Annotated in this window: 16 protein-coding genes; 11 read left to right on the forward strand and 5 right to left on the reverse strand. The window is 75.7% G+C overall.

Annotation, left to right across the window (positions count from 1 at the left end; all coding sequences use genetic code 11):
• Nucleotides 1-87 precede the first annotated feature (87 nt).
• The 4 genes from AC0OLQ_RS08990 to pspM all read left to right on the forward strand — a co-directional run bounded on the left by AC0OLQ_RS08990 (nucleotide 88) and on the right by pspM (nucleotide 3,150).
• Nucleotides 88-660 carry a CinA family protein gene (locus AC0OLQ_RS08990; RefSeq protein ID WP_357339844.1) on the forward strand — a complete coding sequence of 191 codons (573 nt, stop codon included), beginning with the start codon at nucleotides 88-90 and terminating at the stop codon, nucleotides 658-660.
• Nucleotides 661-886: 226 nt separating this feature from the next.
• The gene (locus tag AC0OLQ_RS08995) at nucleotides 887-1,336 is read left to right on the forward strand and encodes a helix-turn-helix domain-containing protein (RefSeq protein WP_484530945.1); all 450 of its coding nucleotides are present in this window, start codon (nucleotides 887-889) and stop codon (nucleotides 1,334-1,336) included.
• A gap of 166 nt (nucleotides 1,337-1,502) precedes the next feature.
• Complete coding sequence (locus tag AC0OLQ_RS09000) at nucleotides 1,503-2,354, forward strand: PspA/IM30 family protein (protein ID WP_484530946.1); 852 nt, start codon at nucleotides 1,503-1,505, stop codon at nucleotides 2,352-2,354.
• 16 nt (nucleotides 2,355-2,370) lie between these two features.
• Nucleotides 2,371-3,150 carry a phage shock envelope stress response protein PspM gene (gene pspM, locus AC0OLQ_RS09005; protein WP_484530947.1) on the forward strand — a complete coding sequence of 260 codons (780 nt, stop codon included), beginning with the start codon at nucleotides 2,371-2,373 and terminating at the stop codon, nucleotides 3,148-3,150.
• 85 nt (nucleotides 3,151-3,235) lie between these two features.
• On the opposite strand, the gene AC0OLQ_RS09010 is transcribed toward pspM, so the two are convergent.
• From AC0OLQ_RS09010 to AC0OLQ_RS09030, 5 genes are all read right to left on the reverse strand, one after another.
• Complete coding sequence (locus AC0OLQ_RS09010; RefSeq protein ID WP_484530948.1) at nucleotides 3,236-6,847, reverse strand: multicopper oxidase domain-containing protein; 3,612 nt, start codon at nucleotides 6,845-6,847, stop codon at nucleotides 3,236-3,238.
• 181 nt (nucleotides 6,848-7,028) lie between these two features.
• Nucleotides 7,029-7,826: a DNA-formamidopyrimidine glycosylase family protein gene (locus AC0OLQ_RS09015; protein WP_484530949.1), complete on the reverse strand. Its 798-nt coding sequence runs from the start codon at nucleotides 7,824-7,826 to the stop codon at nucleotides 7,029-7,031.
• 46 nt (nucleotides 7,827-7,872) lie between these two features.
• Nucleotides 7,873-8,679: an SAM hydrolase/SAM-dependent halogenase family protein gene (locus tag AC0OLQ_RS09020; RefSeq protein WP_484530950.1), complete on the reverse strand. Its 807-nt coding sequence runs from the start codon at nucleotides 8,677-8,679 to the stop codon at nucleotides 7,873-7,875.
• Nucleotides 8,676-9,182, reverse strand: coding sequence for a GNAT family N-acetyltransferase (locus AC0OLQ_RS09025; protein ID WP_484530951.1), 507 nt, complete (start codon nucleotides 9,180-9,182; stop codon nucleotides 8,676-8,678). Before AC0OLQ_RS09025 ends, AC0OLQ_RS09020 begins: the two co-directional genes overlap by 4 nt.
• Before the next feature lie 179 nt (nucleotides 9,183-9,361).
• A complete protein-coding gene (locus AC0OLQ_RS09030; protein WP_484530952.1) occupies nucleotides 9,362-13,957 on the reverse strand; it encodes an ATP-dependent helicase in 4,596 nt (1,531 codons plus the stop codon).
• A 180-nt stretch (nucleotides 13,958-14,137) separates the two neighbouring features.
• On the opposite strand from AC0OLQ_RS09030, the gene AC0OLQ_RS09035 reads away from it, so the two are divergent.
• From AC0OLQ_RS09035 to mnhG, 7 genes are all read left to right on the forward strand, one after another.
• Nucleotides 14,138-14,506, forward strand: coding sequence for a hypothetical protein (locus tag AC0OLQ_RS09035; protein WP_484530953.1), 369 nt, complete (start codon nucleotides 14,138-14,140; stop codon nucleotides 14,504-14,506).
• 118 nt (nucleotides 14,507-14,624) lie between these two features.
• A complete protein-coding gene (locus AC0OLQ_RS09040) occupies nucleotides 14,625-17,459 on the forward strand; it encodes a Na+/H+ antiporter subunit A (protein ID WP_484530954.1) in 2,835 nt (944 codons plus the stop codon).
• Nucleotides 17,460-17,514: 55 nt separating this feature from the next.
• The gene (locus AC0OLQ_RS09045; protein ID WP_357339753.1) at nucleotides 17,515-17,997 is read left to right on the forward strand and encodes a Na(+)/H(+) antiporter subunit C; all 483 of its coding nucleotides are present in this window, start codon (nucleotides 17,515-17,517) and stop codon (nucleotides 17,995-17,997) included.
• Nucleotides 17,998-18,052: 55 nt separating this feature from the next.
• A complete protein-coding gene (locus AC0OLQ_RS09050; RefSeq protein ID WP_484530955.1) occupies nucleotides 18,053-19,558 on the forward strand; it encodes a Na+/H+ antiporter subunit D in 1,506 nt (501 codons plus the stop codon).
• Nucleotides 19,555-20,211, forward strand: a complete 657-nt coding sequence (locus AC0OLQ_RS09055) for a Na+/H+ antiporter subunit E (protein ID WP_357339749.1) — start codon at nucleotides 19,555-19,557, stop codon at nucleotides 20,209-20,211. The genes AC0OLQ_RS09050 and AC0OLQ_RS09055 overlap by 4 nt, the downstream gene beginning before the upstream one ends.
• Nucleotides 20,208-20,471, forward strand: coding sequence for an MrpF/PhaF family protein (locus tag AC0OLQ_RS09060; RefSeq protein ID WP_357339747.1), 264 nt, complete (start codon nucleotides 20,208-20,210; stop codon nucleotides 20,469-20,471). Before AC0OLQ_RS09055 ends, AC0OLQ_RS09060 begins: the two co-directional genes overlap by 4 nt.
• Before the next feature lie 34 nt (nucleotides 20,472-20,505).
• Entirely contained in the window at nucleotides 20,506-20,838 is a 333-nt protein-coding gene (gene mnhG, locus AC0OLQ_RS09065) for a monovalent cation/H(+) antiporter subunit G (protein WP_484530956.1), read from the forward strand.
• The last annotated feature ends 83 nt before the right edge of the window (nucleotides 20,839-20,921 follow it).

Consider the following 20,921-nt stretch of genomic DNA (forward strand, 5'->3'; position numbering starts at 1 on the left):
GCGGCGCGCCGCCGGGGACAGCCTCATGATCGGCGATTCCGTGCGCAGGATGAGTAGGTTGCGGCAGTTCGGGAAGAGAGGGCCGGCATGGGGACGGATGCGAATCATGAGCGGCCCGCGGGCAGTCCGGCGGCCTCGGTGGTGCACAGCCTGCACGAGCGCGGGGAGACCCTGGCCACCGTCGAGTCGCTGACCGGCGGGCTGCTCTCCGCCGCGATCGTGGAGATCGCCGGGGTGAGCGGGGTCTTCCGGGGCGGCCTGGTGGTCTACGCCACCGAGCTGAAGTCGGAGCTGGCCGGCGTACCGGAGGATCTGCTGGCCGAGCGCGGACCGGTCGATCCGGACGTGGCCGCCGCCCTCGCCGAGGGCGGGCGGCGGCGTTGCGGCGCCGACTGGGGGCTGGCCACCACGGGCGTGGCCGGGCCGGAGCCGCAGGACGGCAAGCCGGTCGGCCTGGTCTACGTCGCCGCGACCGGGCCGGGCGGCACCGAGGTACGTGAGCTGCACCTCGACGGTGGCCGGGACCACATCCGCTCGGCGGCGGTGATCGAGGCGCTGCGCCTGCTCGCCGACCAGATCCACGCCGCGGTCGAGGCCGACGAGGCGGAATCCGCGGACGAGGCGGACGACGTCGACCGGGCGGGGGCCGGCCAGCGGTGAGCCGGCCCGCGACACGCCCGACGACGGCGGGGCCGGCGCGGGGCCGCCGACCGGCCCGCGCGGCGGGTTCCGCAGGATTGGAGAGGCGGGGTGGGATGTCGCCGGGGCGACCAACGGGTACGGTTGCGGGAAGGCTCCGGCGGACGACGCCGGCGCCGGGGCGGTTCGCCGCGTCCGGCGCGGCACGTCCGGCCGGAGATGATGATCCCGTCCAGGGGGAGGTGCGATGGTCCTGCTACGCCGAGTGATCGGTGACGCACTGCGGGCGCGCCGGCAGGGGCAGCACCGCACCCTGCGCGAGGTCTCCTCCGCCGCCAACGTGAGCCTCGGCTACCTCTCCGAGATCGAGCGCGGCCAGAAGGAACCCTCCAGCGAGCTGCTGGCCGCGATCTGCGACGCGCTCGGCGCCCGCCTCTCCGAGCTGCTCCGCGAGGTCAGCGACACCGTCGCGCTGGCCGAGCAGATGCCCGGGGTGCTGGTCCCGTTGGCTGACGAGCCGGTCGAGTCGACGCCGGTGGCAGCGGCCGCCGTGCGCAAGGCGACCAACCGGGGCGTCCGCCACGTCACCTCCGACGGCTCGGTGGCCGTCCAGGTCCGCCAGGATTCGCCGCTCAAGGCGACGCTGCGCAGCACCCGGGTCCGCCCCGCCGACCGCGACGTGGTCTGCGCCGCCTGATCCCGCCCGCCGCGCCATGGGCGCCGGTGGCGACCGCGTCGTAGTGTTGATCAGGGTCGTACGGGTGCCGTGTTGGCGTCCGACTGGGACGATGGAGGCACACCGCGCGGCCCGCCGGTCGACCCCGGTCGAGGCGACGCGACGCTACTGAGGGGACAAGGCGGAGATGGCGAACCCGTTCGTCAAGGGTTGGAAATACCTGATGGCGCTCTTCGGCGCGAAGATCGACGAGCACGCCGACCCGAAGGTGCAGATCCAGCAGGCCATCGAGGAGGCCCAGCGGCAGCACCAGGCGCTGGTCCAGCAGGCGGCCGCGGTCATCGGCAACCAGCGCCAGCTGGAGATGAAGCTGTCCCGGCAGATGACCGAGGTCGAGCAGCTCCAGGCCAACGCCCGGCAGGCCCTCGTCCTTGCCGACCAGGCCCGGGGGCGCGGCGACGAGACCGAGGCCGGGCGCTACGAGCAGTCCGCGCAGCTGCTCGCGACCCAGCTGGTCTCCGCCGAGCAGGCGACCGAGGACCTCAAGACCCTGCACGACCAGGCGCTCGGCGCTGCCGCGCAGGCCCGCAAGGCGGTCGAGAACAACTCGATGATCCTCCAGCAGAAGCTGGCCGAGCGCACCAAGCTGCTCAGCCAGCTCGAGCAGGCCAGGATGCAGGAGACGGTGGCCCGCTCGCTGGAGTCGATGTCCGCGCTCACCGCCCCCGGCACCACCCCGTCGCTCAACGAGGTCCGGGACCGGATCGAGCGCCGCTACGCCGACGCGATGGGCCGGGCCGAACTGGCCGGCAACTCCGTCGAGGGCCGGATGCTGGAGATCCAGAAGGCCACCCTCGACTCGGCCGGGTCGGCCAGACTGGAGCAGATCCGGTCGAGCATGGCCGGCGAGCAGCTCGGCGGTCGGCAGGAGCGCCCCGCCGTGGGGCAGCCCACCGACCCGGCGGCCGCCGCCCGGCTCGACGAGATCCGGGCCAGCATGAGCCGGGAGCGCGGCACCGGGGAGAGCACCACGAGCTAGCAGACGGGGGAGACCGATGGTTGACGAGCGGGCGCGGCACTTCCGCCGGCTGCGCAGGTTGCGCCGGTCCGCGCGGCGCTGGAGCGTCCTGGCCGGTGGGCTGGGCGGCGCCGCCGCCGTGCTGACCCCGTACGCGGGGCTGGGCCTGCCCGACGCGGCCTGGGCCGGCGCCGCGGGCAGCGCGATCGCCGTCGCCGCTTGGCGCTGGGTGGACCTGCGCGCCCTCGCCGCCGTGCCGGCCCCGCCGGCCCTCGGCCCGGCCGAGGCCGCCGCCCGCTCCCGAGCCCGGCTGGTCGCCGCCGTCGAGCGGCTGCCCGTCGGCCCCGGCGTCCTCGCCGAGGTACGCCGCGTCCGCTCCCGCCTCGCGCTGCGCGGCACCACGGCCGCCGAGGCGTGGGCCCGGCTGGACCGGGCCGCGCTGACCCTGGCCGGGCTGGCCGGCCGGCTCACCGGGCTGGCCGAGCCGGCGGTCCGCGAGGCGGCCGAGGCCGACCGTTCCCTGCGCGACCTGGCCAACCGGGTGGCCGGCGTCGAGCGCGCCCTGAAGCTCGCCCCGGCCGAGGCGCGCGGGTCGCTCGCCGAGGCGCACGCCACGCTGGTCGGGCAGTTGGAGAGCGGGGTGGCCGCGTACGAGCGGCTGGTGGTGGCCGCCGCCGGCTACGTGGCCGAGGACGCCAGCCCGAGCACCGAGCACCCCTCGGCCACCCGCCTCACCGAGGCCACCGACCTGCTGCACGGCGTCGCCGGCGCCCTCGCCGAACTCCGCACCGCCCACACCCCCCTCCGCACCCCCTGACCCCCGCACTCCCTCGCAGTGTCGATCAAGAAGTTTTGCGTCAGAAACGCGGCGATTCCTGACGCAAACCCCTTGATCAACAGGGTCAGTCGGGGGTGGTCACCTGGGTGGGCGTGGTCCAGGGGGAGGCGCCGACGACGTTGACCGAGCGGATCCGGTAGTGGTAGGTGACGCCCCGGGCGAGGCCGGTGTTGGTGAAGCCCCGGCCGGTGACGCTGAACGTGGCCAGCTCGTGGGTGAAGGCGGCGTCGGTGGCGCGCTGCACCACGAAGCCGGCGCCCGACCCGGTCGGCGTGCTGGCCGACCAGTTCAGGATCACCGTGGCGGTGTCCGGAGCGGGCGCGGTGGCGGTGGCGAGCACGCCGGTCGGCACACCGGGGCGGGGCGGGGTGGTCACCGTGGCCACCGTCGACCAGGGTGACGCCGCGCCGAGGTAGGTGGTGCGTACCCGGTAGTAGTAGGTGGTGTCCGGGGCGACCGCCGGGTCGAGGTGGGCCTCGCCGACGGCGATGGCGGTGGTGCCCGGCCCGCTGGTGAACGTCGGGTTGGTGGCCCGCTGCACGTCCACCCCGGTCGCGAACGACCGGTTGGCCCAGCGCAGCGCGATCCGCAGCGGCGCGGCCGGCGGCACCACGGCCGCCAGCTTGGCCGGCGCGGTCAGCTGCACCGATGCGGGGACGCTGTTCGACCAGGCCGAGCAGCTCACCGCGTTCTCAGCCCGGATCCGGTAGTGGTAGGTGACCCCGGGGGTGACGGACGCGTCGGTGTACCGGGTGGCGGTGGCGGCCACGGTGATCTCGGTGAGCCCGGCGGTGAAGGCCGCGTCGGTGGCGCGTTGCAGGCGGTGGCTGGTGGCCGGCGGGCGGCCGCCGTTTCCGGTCCAGGTCAGCGCGATGGCGGGCAGCGCGGTGGCCGAGCCGGGCGCCGGGGTGGCGGTCAGCCCGGTCGGCGCCTTGGGCGCCACCCGCAGCACCAGCGGCCGGCTCATGCCCTGGTCGCGCAGGCCCGCCGAGCGGGTCTGCCAGCGGTACTCCCAGCCCAGGTTGACCAGCTGGTTGACCACCGCGGCGGGGCGCCCGTCGACCGGGCTGACCGGGCTGGCGTCCAGCCGGGCGCCAGGCGGCCGGGTCGGGTCGAGCAGGCGCACGCTGTCGCCGATCTTGAAGGGCAGGGTGGGCGGCACCGGGCGCAGGGCGACGATCACGTCCTCCCGCGGGTTGACCCGGACGGTGTCCTTCCAGCCCCGTTCGCCCGGGTCCGGCGGGCGCACCGTGCCGTCCCAGCCGACCCGGTTGACCAGCTGCACGTCGCAGCCCTCGATGTGCACGGGGTGGGTGCGGGGCGCGTCGCCGACGATCCGCCACAGCTGGGTGCCGTCGGCCGGCCCGCCCACCGGCACGGTCGGGTCGGTCGCGTACAGCACCTCGGTGGCCGGGTCGACCGGGCCGAGCGGCAGGGTGGCCGGGGTCCGCGGCCCGGCGTTCGGGTGGCCCACCCCGAGCCGCCCCACCGCCCGGCCGTGCCGGGGTTCGAAGACCTGGCCGACCGACTTCACCGCGAGCGGCAGGGTGACCGGGGCGGCCGCGCCGGGCGGGGTGAACGTGACCGAGGTGGCGCGCGCCGACACCAGCGTCTCGCCGGGGGTACGGGTGCCGAAGGCCGCGTCGTAGGCCGGTTGCGGCACGATCGGCGGCCGCTGGCTCTCCGCGTACGCGCCGGGCAGGCGGGCGGCCAGCACGTCCCGGTCGTAGGGCGCCGCCGGGCTGCCGGTGACCTGGATCTGAAGCAGGGTACGGGTGTTCGGGCCGTACCCGGGGCGGGCGGCGGGGAGGCCGCCGGTGGCGGTGCGGTCCGGGGCGTCGGTGTGGTGGTCGTAGCGCGGGTCGAACCGGGGCAGCGGGGCCGGGCAGTCGTTGTAGAGGATCAGGGTGCTGCCCGGCGGGACGGTCGCGAAGTCCACCACGACGTCGGCGCGCTCGCCGGGGGCGAGCAGCAGGGTGTGCCCGTCCACGTTGAGCACGGTGGGGTCCTGGCGGTCGTACCGGTAGCCGATCGGGCGGTTGGGCAGCACCACGGGGGCCGGCAGCAGGCCGCCCTCGTTGCCGATCTGGATCAGCTCCGGCCCGGCGGCGGCCGGGTCCGGCACCCCGCCCTCGCGTCCGTCGACCGGCCAGTGCGCCGGCCGCCCGGCGGCCCGGGCCGCCGCGACCATCGGCACCTCACCGGCGCGCGGGTCGCCCGGCCCGCCCGTCTCGGTCCACATCGGCTGGTCCGAGCCGGCCCGATAGAGCTGGAGGTTGAGCGTGCGGTCCGGGCAGGCGTTGAGGATCCGGAAACGGTACGCCCGCGGCGCGACCTCCAGGTACGGGTAGGCCACCCCGTTGATGAGCGGGGTATCCCCGTACGCCTCGGGCACGGCCGACGGGTGCGGCACGCCCGGCGCCAGCGGCGGCTCGTCCGGCTCGGCGACCGGGTCGTGGTGCGGGTTCGGCACCGGGGCGACCCAGGGGCTGGCCCCGCCGTCCGGGTCGTGGGCCCACGGGCCGTAGTCCCAGCGGCCGGTCGGGTTGCCGCCGGTCGTCCCGTAGGGGTTCTGCCGGGGCTGGTAGACGTGCGGGTGCCAGAGGCTGCCCTTCGCGCCCCAGCGGTCCCGGTCCCAGGTGGGGTCCTGGGCGGCGAGCTGGGCGTCGTCCGGCACGAAGGTCTTGTCCTCGATCACCAGGGGGAGCTGGTCGGCGGGGAGCACGCCGTCGTCGACCAGCCGCTCCTCGGCCGGGTCGGTGAGCAGGTAGAGCGCCAGCTGCCCGGAGTAGACGGTGAGCCGGGACAGGCCGAGGGTGTTGTCGTGCAGCCACATGAGCCGGCCGCTCTGCTCGTTGGGGAAGTAGAGCGTGGTGGCACCCCCGCCGGGCGGCGGCATGTCGGGCACCGGGGTCACCCCCACCCCGGTCGGGTACGGGGTGATCTCGCCGGCCGGGGTGACCCACTGCCACGGGTTGCCGGCGCTGATCCACGCCGTCTGCGCCCCGGCCAGGTGCGGCACCGCCCGGTTCCCCGGGTACGGCGCGGGCCCGTCCAACGGGCCGGTCCCCGCCCCGTCGACCGTCTCGTCGACCGGCAGGAAGAGCTCGCCGGCCCGGCCGGTGGGAAGCTGGTTGATGAACTTGATCCGCACCGGCCGGCCGCGCCGGGCGACGATCATCGGGCCGAGGTGCCAGGGCCGGTCCGGCGGGCTGACCGTGTTGTGCCCGGATGCGTCGGTGCCCAGGTTGAGCTGGCGGTAGCCGCGCAGCCGGGTGGCCGGCAGGTCGCGGTGCAGGCGTTGCGCGTACTCCTGGAGGCCGATCTCGTAGTAGTCGCAGCCCGGCCAGGTGATCGTGTCGGGCACCGCGACCGGCAGGCGGGCGCCCAGCCCGGCGGTGGCCAGCGGGCCGGGCACCGGCAGCGGGTCGACGAACTTGCGGATGCCGGTGCCCGGCACCGGCCGGCCGTCCCGGTCGAGCGCGGGCAGCGGGCTGGCGGCGAAGTTCGGCACCGGGCCGAAGCAGCGCGGCACGGCGGCCGGGTCGAGGCTGGCCGGGGTGGGCCCGGTCTCCTCCTCGGCGGCGCGGGCGGCGGGCACCGTCGGCGCGTGGTCCTCGGCGGTCCGGGCGGCCCGGTCCGTCCATCCCGGCCGGCGTCTGCGGAACAGCACCATGGCTCTCCCCGGGGTCCGGGCGCGCCTGCCGCCACCCCGACGTGACGGGCGTACGCGCTGCTGACGATCGGTGAGCACTCCACCGCAGCATGCGACGCCGGAGGTGCGGCGGGGAACTACCCAATCGTCCCTATCTCGGGCGATCTTGGGTGGTTCGTGGAAGTTCCATGCGCCGTCCCACTCAGCGGTCCGGTTGACAGGCCGGGCACCAGTAGGTCACCCGCTCGCCCAGCTCCTCCTTGCGGATCGCCGTGCCGCAGCGCCGGCAGGGCTGCGCCCGGCGGCCGTAGACGTAGCTGGTCTGTCCGCGGTGCAGCGAACCGGTGGTGCTCTGCGTCCAGCGACCCCGGTTGGCGGCGAGCAGCCGTTGGGCGAGGGTGACCGTGCCGGCCAGGTCGGGCACCGCGCGAACCGGCGTCCACGGGGAGACCCCGCGCAGGAACAGCACCTCGCACTTGTAGAGGTTGCCCACCCCGGCCAGGTTCCGCTGGTCCAGCAGTGCCTCGCCGATCGTCTCGTCCGGGTGGGTGGCCAGCCGGCGGACCGCCTCGTCCGGGTCCCAGTCGGGGCCGAGCAGGTCCGGGCCCAGGTGGCCGACCAGCGACTCCTCCTCGGCGGTCGGGATCAGGGCCAGCTCGTGCAGGTGGTAGCCGACCGCGACCGCGCCGGGGGAGCGGAGCACCACCCGGATCAGGTGCGCCGGGCGGGCCGCCCACCGCTCGCCCGGGGCGTACGCCCGCCAGGCGCCGTCCATCCGCAGGTGCGAGTGCAACGTCCAGTCCCGCCCGGCGGCGTCGGGGGGCGCGGTGAGCCGGAGGAGCAGGTGCTTGCCGCGGCTGGTCGACTCGCGCACGGTCCAGCCGGTCAGGTCGGTCGCCGCGAGCTGCGGCACGCGGAAGTCGGAGCCGGTGAGCCGGGCGCCGGCCAGGGCGCGCTGGAGGACGCGGGCGGTGTTCCAGACGGTGTCGCCTTCGGGCACCCTGCCATCCTCCCTCGCCCCGGCCCGTTTCGCCTGGTCGGCGGGGTCAGCCGGCGGTCACCGTCACCACCTCGCCGGGGCGTACGCCGAGCAGGTCGACCGCGCGGCCGGTGTTGACCGCCAGCGCCACCAGGCCGGCCGAGTCCACGTACGCGACCAGCCCGCCGGGCGGGGCGTCGCCGAAGGTGCTTCCGCGCACCGCCGCCCGGCCGGCCACCCGGACCCGCTCCGGCAGCCCGTCGAGCAGCGCGCCGGGAGCGGCGAGCTGGACGTTGCCGAAGTGGTCGACGGTCAGCACCTCGGCCGTGAAGCCCGTGTCGTCGGCGCGGACCACCAGCGCCGGCAGCCGGACCAGCGTCGCCGGGTCCACGGCCGGGCCCGCCTCGGCGAGCGGCGCGCCGAGCGCCAGCCGCGCGGCGACCGGGGCGAACACGTCCCGCCCATGGAAGGTGCGGGAGACCGTCGGGGCGAGCCAGGCCGGATTGGTCAGCTCCACCGCCCCGGTGATCCCGCCGAGGGCCTCGGCGGCGTCCAGCAGCAGCCCGTTGTCCGGGCCGACCAGCAGCCCGCCCGGCGTGGCCAGCGCGACGCCCCGCCGGGCGGTGCCCACGCCCGGATCGACCACCGCCACGTGCACCCCCACCGGCAGGTACGGCACGGCCTGCGCGAGCACCGCCGCGCCCCGGCGTACGTCGGCCGGCGGCACCAGGTGAGTCACGTCGATCACCCGGGCGGCCGGGGCGAGCCGGGCCAGCACCCCGTGGCAGGCCGCCACGAAACCGTCGGCCAGGCCGTAGTCGGTGGTCAGCGAGATCCATTGCCCGCCGCCCGGCGCCGAGTCGGTGCCGTTCACGGCCGGGCCGCCGGCGCGGGCAGCCGCCGCTCCAGCCGCAGCTCGTCGTGGAGCGGGATGTCGTCCTCGCCCAGGTACGGGATGCCCGGCTTGACCGCCCGCGCCCGGTCCACCGCACCGGCGTCCACCGCCACGATCCGCAGCCCCCGGCGCTGGTAGAAGCGGAGCGCCCGCAGGTTGTCGTTGGTGGTGACCAACCAGAGCCGGTCCGCCCCGGCGGCCGCGGCGACCGCCTCGGCGGCGGCCAGCAGGGCGCTGCCGGCGCCGTTGCCGGGCGCCGTGGCGGCGAGGCTGACCACCTCCAGCCCGCCGTCGGCGAGCCGGTGCACCAGCGCCCCGGCGAACCCGCCCGCCCCGTCCACCGCCACCATTGTGGGCAGTTCCCGCAGGTCGTAGCGGGTGTCGTGGACCACCACGTACGGGCCGCCCCACTCGCGCCGGTGCAGGGCCGCGAGGTCGACCTGGTCGCCGGGTTCGGCGGGCCGTACCTGGATCGAGGCCATGTCGTCTCCCTCGTCGTCGCGGAACACCCTAGCGAGCAGGCCGGCTCATCCACATTCCGGAACGCCGGAAAGATCTTGGATGGAAACGGCCCCTGTGGGGGCCATTTCCATCCAAGATCTCTGGGGCGCCCCGCCGAGGCGAGGCGCGCGTGTGAGGGTGCGGTGCCTGGGCCGGGTGGTCAGCCGCGGAGGCGTAGGCCGCGCGGGGTGGCGCGGAAGCCGGCCGCGGTGAGCGCGTCGCGCAGTGGCGACGAGTGCACCGCCTCGCCGTCGGCGCGTTCCACCGAGATCGCGCCCAGCGCGCCGGAGTGCACCGCGTCGGCGAGCGCCTTGCCGGCCGCGGCCAGCGTGTCGGTGTCGTCGGTGAACGAGAGGATCGTCCGCCCGCCCCGCTCGACGTAGAGCACCAGGTCGCCGCCGACCAGCACGACCAGCGCCCCGGCCTTGCGCCCGGCCCGGTGCCCGGTGGCCGGGGCCGCCCCGTCGCCGGAGTCGATCACCCGGTCGGGCCAGGGCAGGGCCGCGCCGTAGGGGTTGGCCGGGTCGGTGGCGGCGAGCACCGTGGTCGGCCCGCCCCGGCCCCGGCTGTCATCGGCGGGATCGGCGAGGGCGCGGATCCGGTCCACCGCCCCCGGCACGGCGAACTGGGCCGCGCCCAGCCCCTCGACGAAGTAGCCGCGCCGGGCCGCCCCGCGTTCCTCCAGCGCGGAGAGCACCGGGTAGACCGCCGCGAAGCCGCCGGTCACCTGCTCGGCCATCACCGCGCCCCGGGTCACCACGCCGTGCCGTTCGAGCAGCAGATCGGCGAGGGCGGCGGCCCGCCGGGTGAGGTCGAGGTCGCGGTCGGGCAGCCGGGACCAGCGGCCGGCCACGGTGGGCGGGCCGCCGCGGCTGGGCAGTGCCACCCGGCCGGGGCGGCGGTAGCGGGTGCGCGGGGCGGTCGGCCGGGACCGGTGTGCCCCGCCGCCGCCGAGCGCCGCCCGCAGCGGCGCCAGGGTGTCGTTGGTGAGGTGACCGGCCCAGACCAGGTCCCACACCGCCGCCGCCAGGGCGGTGTCGTCGGTGGAGCCGACCCGGTCGGAGAGCGAGCGGAAGAAGAGCGCCTGCCCGTCGGCGAGCGCGTCGAGCACCGCCTCGTGCAGCGGGGTCAGGGCCAGTGCCTCGTCCGGCGGGGCCAGCAGCAGCGGCGCGACGTCCGCGTACGCCAGGGTGACCCAGCCGTCGCCGCCGGAGATCGCCCCGGACCCGGCCCAGACCACCTCCCCGCTGGCGCAGAGCTCGTCGAGCTGGGCGGGGGAGTAGTCGGCGATGCGGGCGGGCAGCACGAGACGTTCCAGCGCGGACGCCGGCACGGCCACGCCCTGCAACTGCTCGACGGTGGCGGCGACCGCCTCCACGCCGCGGGCCGACGAGCCGACCTGCTGCCAGCGGGGCAGGAACGCGGCGAGCGCCCGGGGCGGCACCGGCTCGATCTCCCGGCGTAGCGCGGCGAGGGACCGGCGGCGCAGCAGCCGCAGCACCTCGGCGTCGCACCACTGGGTGCCGACGCTGTCCGGGGCGAACTCACCGGAGACCACCCGCCCGGTGGCGGCGAGCCGGCGCAGCGCCTGCTCGACGACGAACACCCCGAGCCCGAACCGGGCGGCGCAGGTGGCCGCCGCGAACGGGCCGTGGGTGCGGGCGTAGCGGGCCACCAGGTCGCCGAGCGGGTCGGCCACCGGCGCCAGGTAGGCCTCGGCCACCCCGACGGGCAGCGCCACGCCCAGCGCGTCGCGCAGCCGGGCGGCGTCCTCGACGATCACCCAGCGGTCCTCGCCGGCTATCCGCACCCGCAGCGCCCGACGGGCCGCCTCCAGCTCGCCCAGCCACCCGGCCGGTACGCCCCGCTCGGCCAGCTCGGCCTCGCTCAGGTCACCGATCACCCGGAGCAGCTCGACCACGTCCTCCGCGTCGCGGGGGCGGCGTTGCTCGGTGCGCCAGCGCAGTTGCCGTTCGGTCTCGGCCAGCACCGCGGGGTCGAGCAACTCCCGCAGGTCGACCCGGCCGAGCAGCTCGCCGAGGAGCCCGGAGTCGAGTGCCAGGGCGGCGGCCCGGCGCTCGGCCAGCGGCGCGTCGCCCTCGTAGAGGAACGCGCCGACGTAGCCGAACAACAGCGAGCGGGCGAACGGCGACGGGCGCTCGGACTCCACCTCGACCAGGCGGACCTTGCGGGCGCCCAGGTCGCGCATCAGCTCGGCCAGCGCGGGCTGGTCGAAGACGTCCTGGAGGCACTCCCGGGCGGCCTCCAGGGTGACCGGGAAGTCGGCGTACTCGCGGGCCACGTCGAGGAGTTGGGCGGCGCGCTGGCGCTGCTGCCAGAGCGGCTGCCGGCGGCGCGGGTCGCGGCGGGGCAGCAGCAGGGACCGGGCCGCGCACTCGCGGAACCGGGCGGCGAACAGCGCCGACGTGCCGACGGACTCCTCGACCAGCTGGGCGATCTCCTCCGGGTCGAAGACCACCACGTCGGCGCCGGGCGGCTCGTCGGCGGTGTCGGGCAGCCGGACCACGATGCCGTCGTCGGAGGGCATCACCTGGGCGTCCACCCCGTAGCGCTCGGCGAGCCGGCGGCCGATGGCGAGCGCCCACGGGCCGTTGACCCGGGCGCCGAGCACCGAGTGCACGGCGAGCCGCCAGTCGCCCAGCTCGTCGCGGAACCGCTCGACCACCACGGTGCGGTCGTCGGGCAGGGACCGGGTGGCCTCCTTCTGCTCGCGCAGGTAGGTCATCAGGTTGCCGGCGGCCCAGTCGTCGAGCCCGCCGGCGCGCAGCGCCGCCACGGCGTCGGCGTCGGACTGGCGCAGCAGCGCCCGGACCCGGGCGCCGATGGCCCGGCCCAGCTCGACCGGCCGGCCGAGCTGGTCGCCCTTCCAGAACGGCATCCGGGCGGCCTGGCCCGGGGCGGGGGAGACCAGCACCCGGTCGGGGGTGATCTCCTCGATCCGCCAGGACGACGAGCCGAGCAGGAAGACGTCGCCGACCCGGGACTCGTAGACCATCTCCTCGTCCAGCTCGCCGACCCGGGCGGCCCGCTCGGCACCGGCCAGGAAGACCCCGAAGAGGCCCCGGTCGGGGATGGTGCCGCCGCTGGTGACGGCGAGCCGCTGCGCGCCGGGCCGGCCGGTGAGCACGTCGGCGGCCCGGTCCCAGACCAGCCGGGGTCGCAGCTCGGCGAAGGCGGTCGACGGGTAGCGCCCGGAGAGCATGTCGAGCACCGCGTGCAGCGCCGAGTCGGGCAGCTCGGCGAAGGGGGCGGCCCGGCGGACCAGCACGGCGAGGTCGCCGAGCCGCCACGGCTCCAGGGCCACCATGGCCACGATCTGCTGGGCCAGCACGTCGAGCGGGTTGCGCGGGTAGTGCAGCTCCTCGATCGCGCCGACGCCCATCCGCTCGGCGACCACGGTGCAGGAGAGCAGGTCACCGCGGTGCTTCGGGAAGACCACGCCCCGGGAGACCGCGCCGACTTGGTGCCCGGCCCGGCCGACCCGTTGCAGGCCGGCGGCGACGCTCGGCGGGGCCTCGATCTGCACGACCAGGTCGACCGCGCCCATGTCGATGCCCAGCTCCAGGCTGGAGGTGGCGACCACGGCCGGGAGCTGCCCGGACTTCAGCGCCTCCTCGATGTGCTTGCGCTCCTCGCGGGAGACGCTGCCGTGGTGGGCCCGGGCGATGACCGGCGGCGCGCCGGCCGCCGCACCGGACTGCGCCATCACCTCGGCCGGCTGCCGGGGCGCGCGCAGCGGACCCACCGGCCCGCCGTCGCCGGCCGCCGGGCCGTTCGCCGCCTCCAGCTCCTCGGCGGCCAGCTCGTTCAGCCGGGCGCAGAGCCGCTCGGCGCTGCGCCGGGAGTTGGTGAAGACGATGGTCGAGCGGTGTGACCGGATCAGCGAGAAGACCCGCTCCTCGACGGCCGGCCAGATCGACGCCCGGCGCGGGCCGAGCCCGCCCAGCGCGTCCTCCGGCGGCTCCTGCTCGTCGAGGCGGGTCATGTCCTCCACCGGCACCTGGACGCTGACCTCGATGGTCTTGCTGGTGGGCGGCTGCACCACGTCGACCGGGCGGGCCCCGCCGAGGAAGCGGGCGCAGACGTCGATCGGCCGGACGGTGGCGGAGAGCCCGATCCGTTGCGCCGGCGTCTCCAGCAGCGCGTCGAGGCGCTCCAGGGAGAGCGCCAGATGGGCGCCGCGCTTGGTGCCGGCCACCGCGTGCACCTCGTCGACGATCACCGTGCGGACCCCGCGCAACGAGTCGCGGGCGGCGGAGGTGAGCAGCAGGAACAGCGACTCGGGGGTGGTGATGAGGATGTCCGGTGGGGTCCGGGCGAAGGCTCGCCGCTCGTCGGCCGGCGTGTCGCCGGTGCGCATGCCGACCGTGATGTCCGGCGGGGTGAGGCCGAGCCGCGTGGCGGCCTGCCGGATGCCGGTGAGCGGGGCACGCAGGTTGCGTTCCACGTCGACGGCGAGCGCCTTGAGCGGGCTGACGTAGAGCACCCGGCAGCGCTGCCGCGCCTCGGCCGGCGGCGGCTCCTTGGCCAGCCGGTCCAGCGACCAGAGGAACGCCGCGAGGGTCTTGCCGGAGCCGGTCGGGGCGACGACGAGGGCGTTGCGCCCGGCGGAGACCGACCGCCAGGCGCCGGTCTGGGCGGCGGTGGGCGCCGCGAAGGCCGCGGCGAACCACTCCCGGGTCGCCGCGCCGAATTCCGCCAGGACCGCCGCGCCCTGGGTCACCTCGTCCGCCACGCCTTCCATCCTGCCTGGTCGGTGTGACAACCAGTCCTCGGCGGACGCTGTTCTGTCCGGGGACGGGGCCTTAAGCGACGGATGCGGCCTTGAATGCGTTAAGTCTCACTTAACTGCTTGCTTCCACCGCGCAACATAAAGTAACTTCACCCGCAACGCAGCGTGGGGTGGAGGGCTTGGATGACCGTGCAGGGGCGAGGCTCCGGGTCCGGGACCGACGTGCTCATCCGCAAGGTCGACAGCCATCTCGCCGCGCTCCGCACCGGCCTGCAGGGCCCCGAGCTGGAGCTGGCCGAGGAACTGGCCCGCTGCCTCCGCGAGCTGGTCGTCGCCACCGCCCACTCCAGCGCCGCCGACCGAGGGCTGGTCCGCGCCGCGGTGCACTACTTCGTCCTGCGCCGGGAGAGCCGCGGCAAGCTGCTGCCGGTGCGCTCCCTCGCCGCCGCCCAGCGGGTGGTGAACAAGGCGGTCCGCCAGCTCGGCCGGCCCGACCTGCTGGTCGAGACGCCCCGCCGGGACCGCACGGCCGTCGACCCCGCCCTGCGCTGACCGGGCCGCGCCGCCGGGCGGGTTTCCCGAAAACCGCCCAGCTGGTCGGGAATGTGGCGTCTCATCGGTCGTGGCCGCAGCGTGCCCCGGCACGCTGTCACCTCGACCGGGAGTGCGCGTGCTCGTCCTGCTGATCCTGCACCTGGTGGCGGCCCTGTCCGCCCCGCTGCTGGTCCACCGGTACGGCTCCCGCGCCTGCCTGCTGCTCGCGCTCGCCCCGGCCGCCACCTTCGGCTGGGCGGTGGCCCACACCGGCGCGGTCCGCGCCGGCGGGGCGGTGGTCGAGACGTACCCGTGGGTCGCGGAGCTCCAGCTGGACGTGGCGCTGCGGGTCACCACCCTGTCCTGGCTGATGCTGCTGCTGGTCGGCGGCGTCGGCGCGCTGGTGCTGGTCTACTCCGCCCGCTACTTCCACGCCGGCTCGGCGGGCCTGGCCCGGTTCGCGGCCGTCATGGTCGCCTTCGCCGGGGCGATGGTCGGCCTGGTCGTCTCCGACGACCTGCTGCTGCTCTACGTCTTCTGGGAGCTGACCACGGTCTTCTCCTATCTGCTGATCGGACACAGCACAGAGCGGCGGTCCAGCCGGTGGGCGGCCGCCCAGGCGCTGACCGTCACCACCCTCGGCGGACTGGCCATGCTGGTCGGCTTCCTGCTGCTCGGTCACCACGTCGGGAGCTACCGCTGGTCCGTCGTCACCGCCGCGCCGCTGCCCGGCGGCGGTTACCTGGTGGTCGCGGTGCTGCTCGTCCTCACCGGCGCCCTCGCCAAGTCCGCGGTCTTCCCGTTCAACTCCTGGCTGCCGGTGGCGATGGCGGCGACCACCCCGGTCAGCGCCTACCTGCACGCGGCGGCCATGGTGAAGGCCGGGATCTTCCTCGTCGGGCTGCTCGGACCGGCGCTCGCGCCGGCCGGACCGTGGCGGCCGGTCACCGTGGTCGCCGGGCTGGTCACCCTGGTCGCCGGGGGCTGGGCGGCGCTGCGGCAGACCGACCTCAAGCTGCTGCTGGCGTACGGGACGGTCAGCCAGCTCGGCCTGCTCGCCGTGGTGCTCGGCGCGGGCACCCCGAAGGCCGCCCTCGCCGGCGTCGCCATGCTGCTGGCGCACGCGCTGTTCAAGGCGGCGCTCTTCCTCGTCGTCGGCATCCTCGACCACAGCGCCGGCAGCCGGGACCTGCGCGACCTGTCCGGGGTGGGCCGGAACGCGCCGGTGCTCGCCACGGTCGCCGTGCTGGCCGCCGCCTCGATGGCGGGGGTGCCGCCGCTGTTCGGCTTCGTGGCCAAGGAGGCGGTGCTCGGCGCGTTCACCGGGCAGCCGGTGGTGCTCGCCGTGCTGGTCGTGGGGAGCGCGCTGACCGTCGCGTACAGCATCCGGTTCCTCTGGGGCGCGTTCGCCTCCCGGCCGGGCGTCCCGGCCACCGACGTGGAGCGGCCGCCCGCCGCGATGCTCGTACCCCCGGCCCTGCTCGCCGTCGCCGGGCTCGCCGCCGGCCCGGCCGCCGGCTGGCTGGGCGGGCTGCTCCGCCCGTACGCCGAGCTGTTCGGCCCGGTCGAGGAGAAACTGGCGCTCTGGCACGGACCGAGCGCGGCGCTCGGCCTCTCCGCGTTGGTGATCGCCGGCGGGGTGGTGCTCCACCTGGTCCGCGGTCCGCTCGCCCCCGCGCTGACCCGGCTGCGCGCGCCGGTCGGCGGCAACCAGGGGTACGAGTGGGTCACCCACCGGTTCGACCGGTTCGCCATCGAGGTCACCGGCGCCACCCAGCGCGGCGCCCTGCCGCAGTACCTCGGCACCGTGCTGGTCGTCCTGGTGCTGGTGCCGGGCAGCGCGATGCTGGCCACCCGGCCCTGGCGCACCGAGATCGCCGTCTGGGACAACCCGACCCAGCTGGTGGTCTGCGTGGTGATCGCGGTGGCCGCGCTGCTCGCGGTGGGCGCCCGGCGCCGGCTCACCGCCATGCTGCTGGTCGGCGTCACCGGCTACGGCACCGCGATGATGTTCGTCCTCTACGGCGCGCCCGACCTGGCGCTCACCCAGTTCCTCGTGGAGACCGTCACCATCGCGGTCTTCGTGCTGGTGCTGCGCCGGCTGCCGGAACGCTTCTCGGCCCGCCCGCTGCGCCGCAGCCGCTGGGTACGCCGCGGTATCGGGGTGGCCGCGGGCCTGGTCATGGCCGGCCTGGCGCTGGCCGCGGCGGGCGCTCGGCGTACCCCGTCGATCTCGGCGGCCTTCCCCGACCTCGCCGTGGCGCAGGGCTACGGCCGCAACGTGGTCAACGTGACCCTGGTCGACATCCGGGCCTGGGACACGATGGGGGAGATCTCGGTGCTGGTGGTGGCCGCGACCGGGGTGGCCAGCCTGATCTTCGAGCGGTCCCGCACCGGGCCCCGGCCGCGCCGCCCCGGCCCGGTCCCGTCGCGCCGCGACCCGCGGACGGTGTGGCTGCGCGGCGGAGCCACCCTGCAGGAGCGCCGCCGCTCGCTCGTCTTCGAGGTGGTCACCCGGCTGATCTTCCACACCGTGCTGCTCTTCTCGCTGTTCCTCCTCTTCTCCGGGCACAACGCCCCGGGCGGCGGCTTCTCGGGCGGCCTGGTTGCCGGCCTCGCGCTGACCGTCCGCTACCTGGCCGGCGGCCGGTACGAGCTGGCCGAGGCGGCGCCGGTCGGTGCGGGCATGGTGCTCGGCGCCGGACTGGCCGTCTCGGTCGGCGGCGGCGTGCTCGGGCTGCTCCTCACCGGCCAGGTGCTGGAGAGCGTGAAGGTCAACCTCTGGCTGCCGCTGGTCGGCCACTTCTACCTGGTCACGTCGCTCTTCTTCGACATCGGCGTCTATCTGATCGTGGTCGGGCTGGTGCTGGACATCCTGCGCAGCCTCGGCGCGGAGGTGGACCGGCACGTCGAGGCGGCCGGCGAACCGGCCCGCGGGCTCGCCGTCCAGCGCGAGGGGGAGGGCCCGTGAGCGCGAGGAGCGGGCCGGTCCGGCGAGCCCCGCGGTCGCGACCGGAGGTGCCGCGGTGACCCGGGGCGCGGCCGGGCCGACCCTGGTGCTGGTGATCGCCGTCGGGGTGCTCGTCGCCACCGGGGTCATCCTGCTGCTGGAGCGCAGCCTGACCCGGATCCTGCTCGGCGTCATCCTGCTCGGCAACGGGGTGAACCTGCTGATCCTGCTCGGCGGCCGGTCCGGGGCCGCGCCGCTGGTGGGCACCGCGCCGCCCGCGGCGATGAGCGACGCGCTGCCACAGGCCATGGTGCTCACCGCCGTGGTGATCACGTTCGGGCTGACGGCGTTCCTGCTCGCGGTCGCCTACCGGAGCTGGTATCTCACCGGCGACGACGAGGTCCAGGACGACCTGGAGGACCGGCAGATCGTCCGGCTCGCCGAACGCAACGAGGTGGCCACCGCGGACCTCGGCGGCGAGGGGCCGGACAACGACCCGGAGCAGGTGGACCCGGAACCGGCGCTGCGCCGCCTGCGCCGGCGGGGGGAGCAGCGGTGAGCGCGAGGAGCGCGCCGGTGCCGCGAGCCCCGCGGTCGGGAACGGGGACGGGCGCATGACCGGCCTGGTGCCGCTGCCGGTGGTGGTGCCGCTGCTCGGCGCGGCCCTCACCCTGATCCTGGCCAACCGGCCCGGGTTGCAGCGCTCGGTCAGCGTGATCGGACTGACCACCACCCTGGTGGTGGCGGTGGTGCTGCTGGTCGAGGCGTACCGGCACGGGCCGGTCGTGGTCCGGGTGGGCGGCTGGCCGGCGCCGGTCGGCATCGTGCTGGTCGCCGACCAGTTGGCCGCGCTGATGCTGGTGGTCTCCTCGGCGGTCACCCTCTGCGTGCTGCTCTACTCGATCGGCCAGGGGCGGGGGGAGACCGGCGAGACCGCGCCGGTGAGCATCTACCACCCCACCTACCTGGTGCTCACCGCCGGCGTGACCAACGCGTTCCTCGCCGGGGACCTGTTCAACCTCTTCGTCGGCTTCGAGATCCTGCTGGCCGCGAGCTTCGTGCTGATCACCCTCGGCGGAACCGAGACCCGGATCCGCACCGGCTCGACGTACGTGGTGGTCAGCATCCTGTCGTCGATGATCTTCCTGGCCGCGATGGGGCTGGTGTACGCGGCCACCGGCACCGTCAACATGGCGCAGCTCGCCGGCCGGCTGGACGCCCTGCCGTCCGGCGTACGCCTGGCGTTGCAGCTCACCCTGCTGCTGGCCTTCGGCATCAAGGCCGCGGTGTTCCCGGTCTCCGCCTGGCTGCCGGACAGCTACCCGACCGCGCCCGCCCCGGTCACCGCGGTCTTCGCCGGCCTGCTCACCAAGGTCGGCGTGTACGCGATCATCCGCACCGAGACCCTGCTCTTCCCCGGCGGCCAGGTCTCCGGCCTGCTCATGGTGGTGGCCGGCCTGACCATGGTGGTCGGCATCCTCGGCGCGGCGGCCCAGTCCGACATGAAGCGGCTCTTCTCGTTCACCCTGGTCAGCCACATCGGCTACATGATCTTCGGGGTGGCGTTGAGCAGCATCGCCGGCCTGGCCGGGGCGATCTTCTACGTGGTGCACCACATCACCATCCAGACCACCCTCTTCCTGGTCGCCGGCCTGGTCGAGGAGCGCGCCGGCAGCACCGACCTGCGCCGGCTCGGCGGGCTGGCCCGGATCGCCCCGCTGCTCGCCGTGCTCTTCTTCGTCCCGGCCATGAACCTGGCCGGCATCCCGCCGTTCTCCGGTTTCCTCGGCAAGCTCGGCCTGCTCCAGGCCGGGGTGGCGGCCGGCGGGACGCTGCCCGCCGTGCTGGTCGGGGCGGGCGCCCTGACCAGCCTGCTCACCCTCTACGCCGCCTCCCGGGTGTGGAACATCGCGTTCTGGCGGGCGCCCCGGCTGGCCACCGCCGGCCCGGCCGTGCGGCTGCCCGGGCTGATGGTCGGGGCCACCGCCGCCCTGGTGCTGCTCGGCCTGGTGCTCACCCTGGCCGCCGGGCCGTTGTTCCGGGTCACCACGGACGCCGCCACCGACCTGCGCCAGCGCACCCCGTACATCCGTTCGGTCCTGCCGGTGGACGTGCCGTGACCGACGACCTGCCCCCGGGCCGGGCGGCCGGCGACGGAGAGCCGACCGGTGACCCGTCGGCGGCCCACCTGGCGCCCGAAGCCCTCCCGCCCGCCGTGGGCCGGGGCGGGCGGCGGCGCGACCAGGCCGTGGCGCTGGGCTGGCTGGTCGCCATCTGGCTGCTGCTCTGGGGTGACCTGTCCTGGGGCAACCTGCTCGCCGGCCTGGTGATCGGCGCGGCCGTGCTGCTCTTCTTCCCGCTCCCGCCGGTCACCTTCGGCGGGCGGCTGCGCCCCGGCCCGCTGCTGGTCCTCGCGGTCACCTTCGTCGGCGAGCTGGTCAGCGCCAGCCTGCACGTCGCCGCCGTCGCGCTGCGCCCCGGCTACCGCCCGCGCGGCGCGATCATCGCGGTGCCGCTGCGGGTCCGCACCGACCTCAACCTGGCCCTCACCGCCGAGGTGATCTCCCTGGTGCCGGGGACCCTGATCCTCGAGGTGGACCGCGACCGGGGGGTGCTCTACGTGCACGTCCTCGACGTCCGCGGCCCGGAGGACCTGACCGGCAGCCGGGAGCGGGTCCTCGCCGTCGAACGGCGCATCGTCCGCGCCGTCGGCTCCGCCGCGGAGGTACGCCGGCTCAGTCCCGAACCCGTCGATCGGAGGAACCACCCGTGACCGCGCTCCTCGCCGTCGCGCTGACCGTGCTGCTCTCGGTCACCGCGCTGCTCGCCCTGGCCCGGATCTACCGCGGCCCGTCCCTGCTCGACCGGGTCGTCGCCGCCGACCTGCTGCTCTCCACCATGCTCGGCGCGGTGGGCGCGGAGGCGGCGGTCAACGGGCACGCCACCACGCTGCCCGTGCTGGTGGTGCTCTCCCTGCTCGGCTTCGTCGGCTCGGTGTCCCTGGTCCGCTTCGCCGTCCGGGAGGAAACATGAGCGCCCGGCGCCCGCGAACGACGGGCGGCATCCCATGATCGGGACCGTCGCCGACTGGCTCGGCGGCGCCTGCCTGCTGGGCGGGGCGCTGCTCAGCCTGGTCGCCGGGATCGGCGTGCTGCGCTTCCCGGACGTGCTGGGCCGGATGCACGCCGCCACCAAGCCGCAGGTGCTCGGGGTGCTGCTGCTCCTGGCCGGCCTGGCGCTGCGCCTGCGTTCGGTGTCGGACCTGGGCATGATCGCGCTGGTGGCGGTCTTCCAGCTGGCCACCGCGCCGGTCGCCGCGCAGATGATCGGGCGTTCCGCCTACCGCTCGGGGCGGATCGACCGGAAACTGCTGGACGCCGACGAGCTGGCCGGGCGGTGAACCGGACAGCGGGGAGGCTTCCGGCACCCTCAGCGAACGTCCAGCCGCCCCCGATAAAATGGCCACATGATCGACTCCTCTGC

This window comes from Micromonospora sp. Utrum1 (assembly GCF_057197805.1).

What these genes read in the sequence shown, in the direction of transcription:
- AC0OLQ_RS09000 (WP_484530946.1), top strand. Translation starts at nt 1,503, where the DNA reads ATGGCGAACCCGTTCGTCAAGGGTTGGAAATACCTGATGGCGCTCTTC.
- pspM (WP_484530947.1), top strand. Translation starts at nt 2,371, where the DNA reads ATGGTTGACGAGCGGGCGCGGCACTTCCGCCGGCTGCGCAGGTTGCGC.
- AC0OLQ_RS09035 (WP_484530953.1), top strand. Translation starts at nt 14,138, where the DNA reads ATGACCGTGCAGGGGCGAGGCTCCGGGTCCGGGACCGACGTGCTCATC.
- mnhG (WP_484530956.1), top strand. Translation starts at nt 20,506, where the DNA reads ATGATCGGGACCGTCGCCGACTGGCTCGGCGGCGCCTGCCTGCTGGGC.
- AC0OLQ_RS09010 (WP_484530948.1), bottom strand. Translation starts at nt 6,847, where the DNA reads ATGGTGCTGTTCCGCAGACGCCGGCCGGGATGGACGGACCGGGCCGCC.
- AC0OLQ_RS09025 (WP_484530951.1), bottom strand. Translation starts at nt 9,182, where the DNA reads ATGGCCTCGATCCAGGTACGGCCCGCCGAACCCGGCGACCAGGTCGAC.
- AC0OLQ_RS08990 (WP_357339844.1), top strand. Translation starts at nt 88, where the DNA reads ATGGGGACGGATGCGAATCATGAGCGGCCCGCGGGCAGTCCGGCGGCC.
- AC0OLQ_RS08995 (WP_484530945.1), top strand. Translation starts at nt 887, where the DNA reads ATGGTCCTGCTACGCCGAGTGATCGGTGACGCACTGCGGGCGCGCCGG.
- AC0OLQ_RS09050 (WP_484530955.1), top strand. Translation starts at nt 18,053, where the DNA reads ATGACCGGCCTGGTGCCGCTGCCGGTGGTGGTGCCGCTGCTCGGCGCG.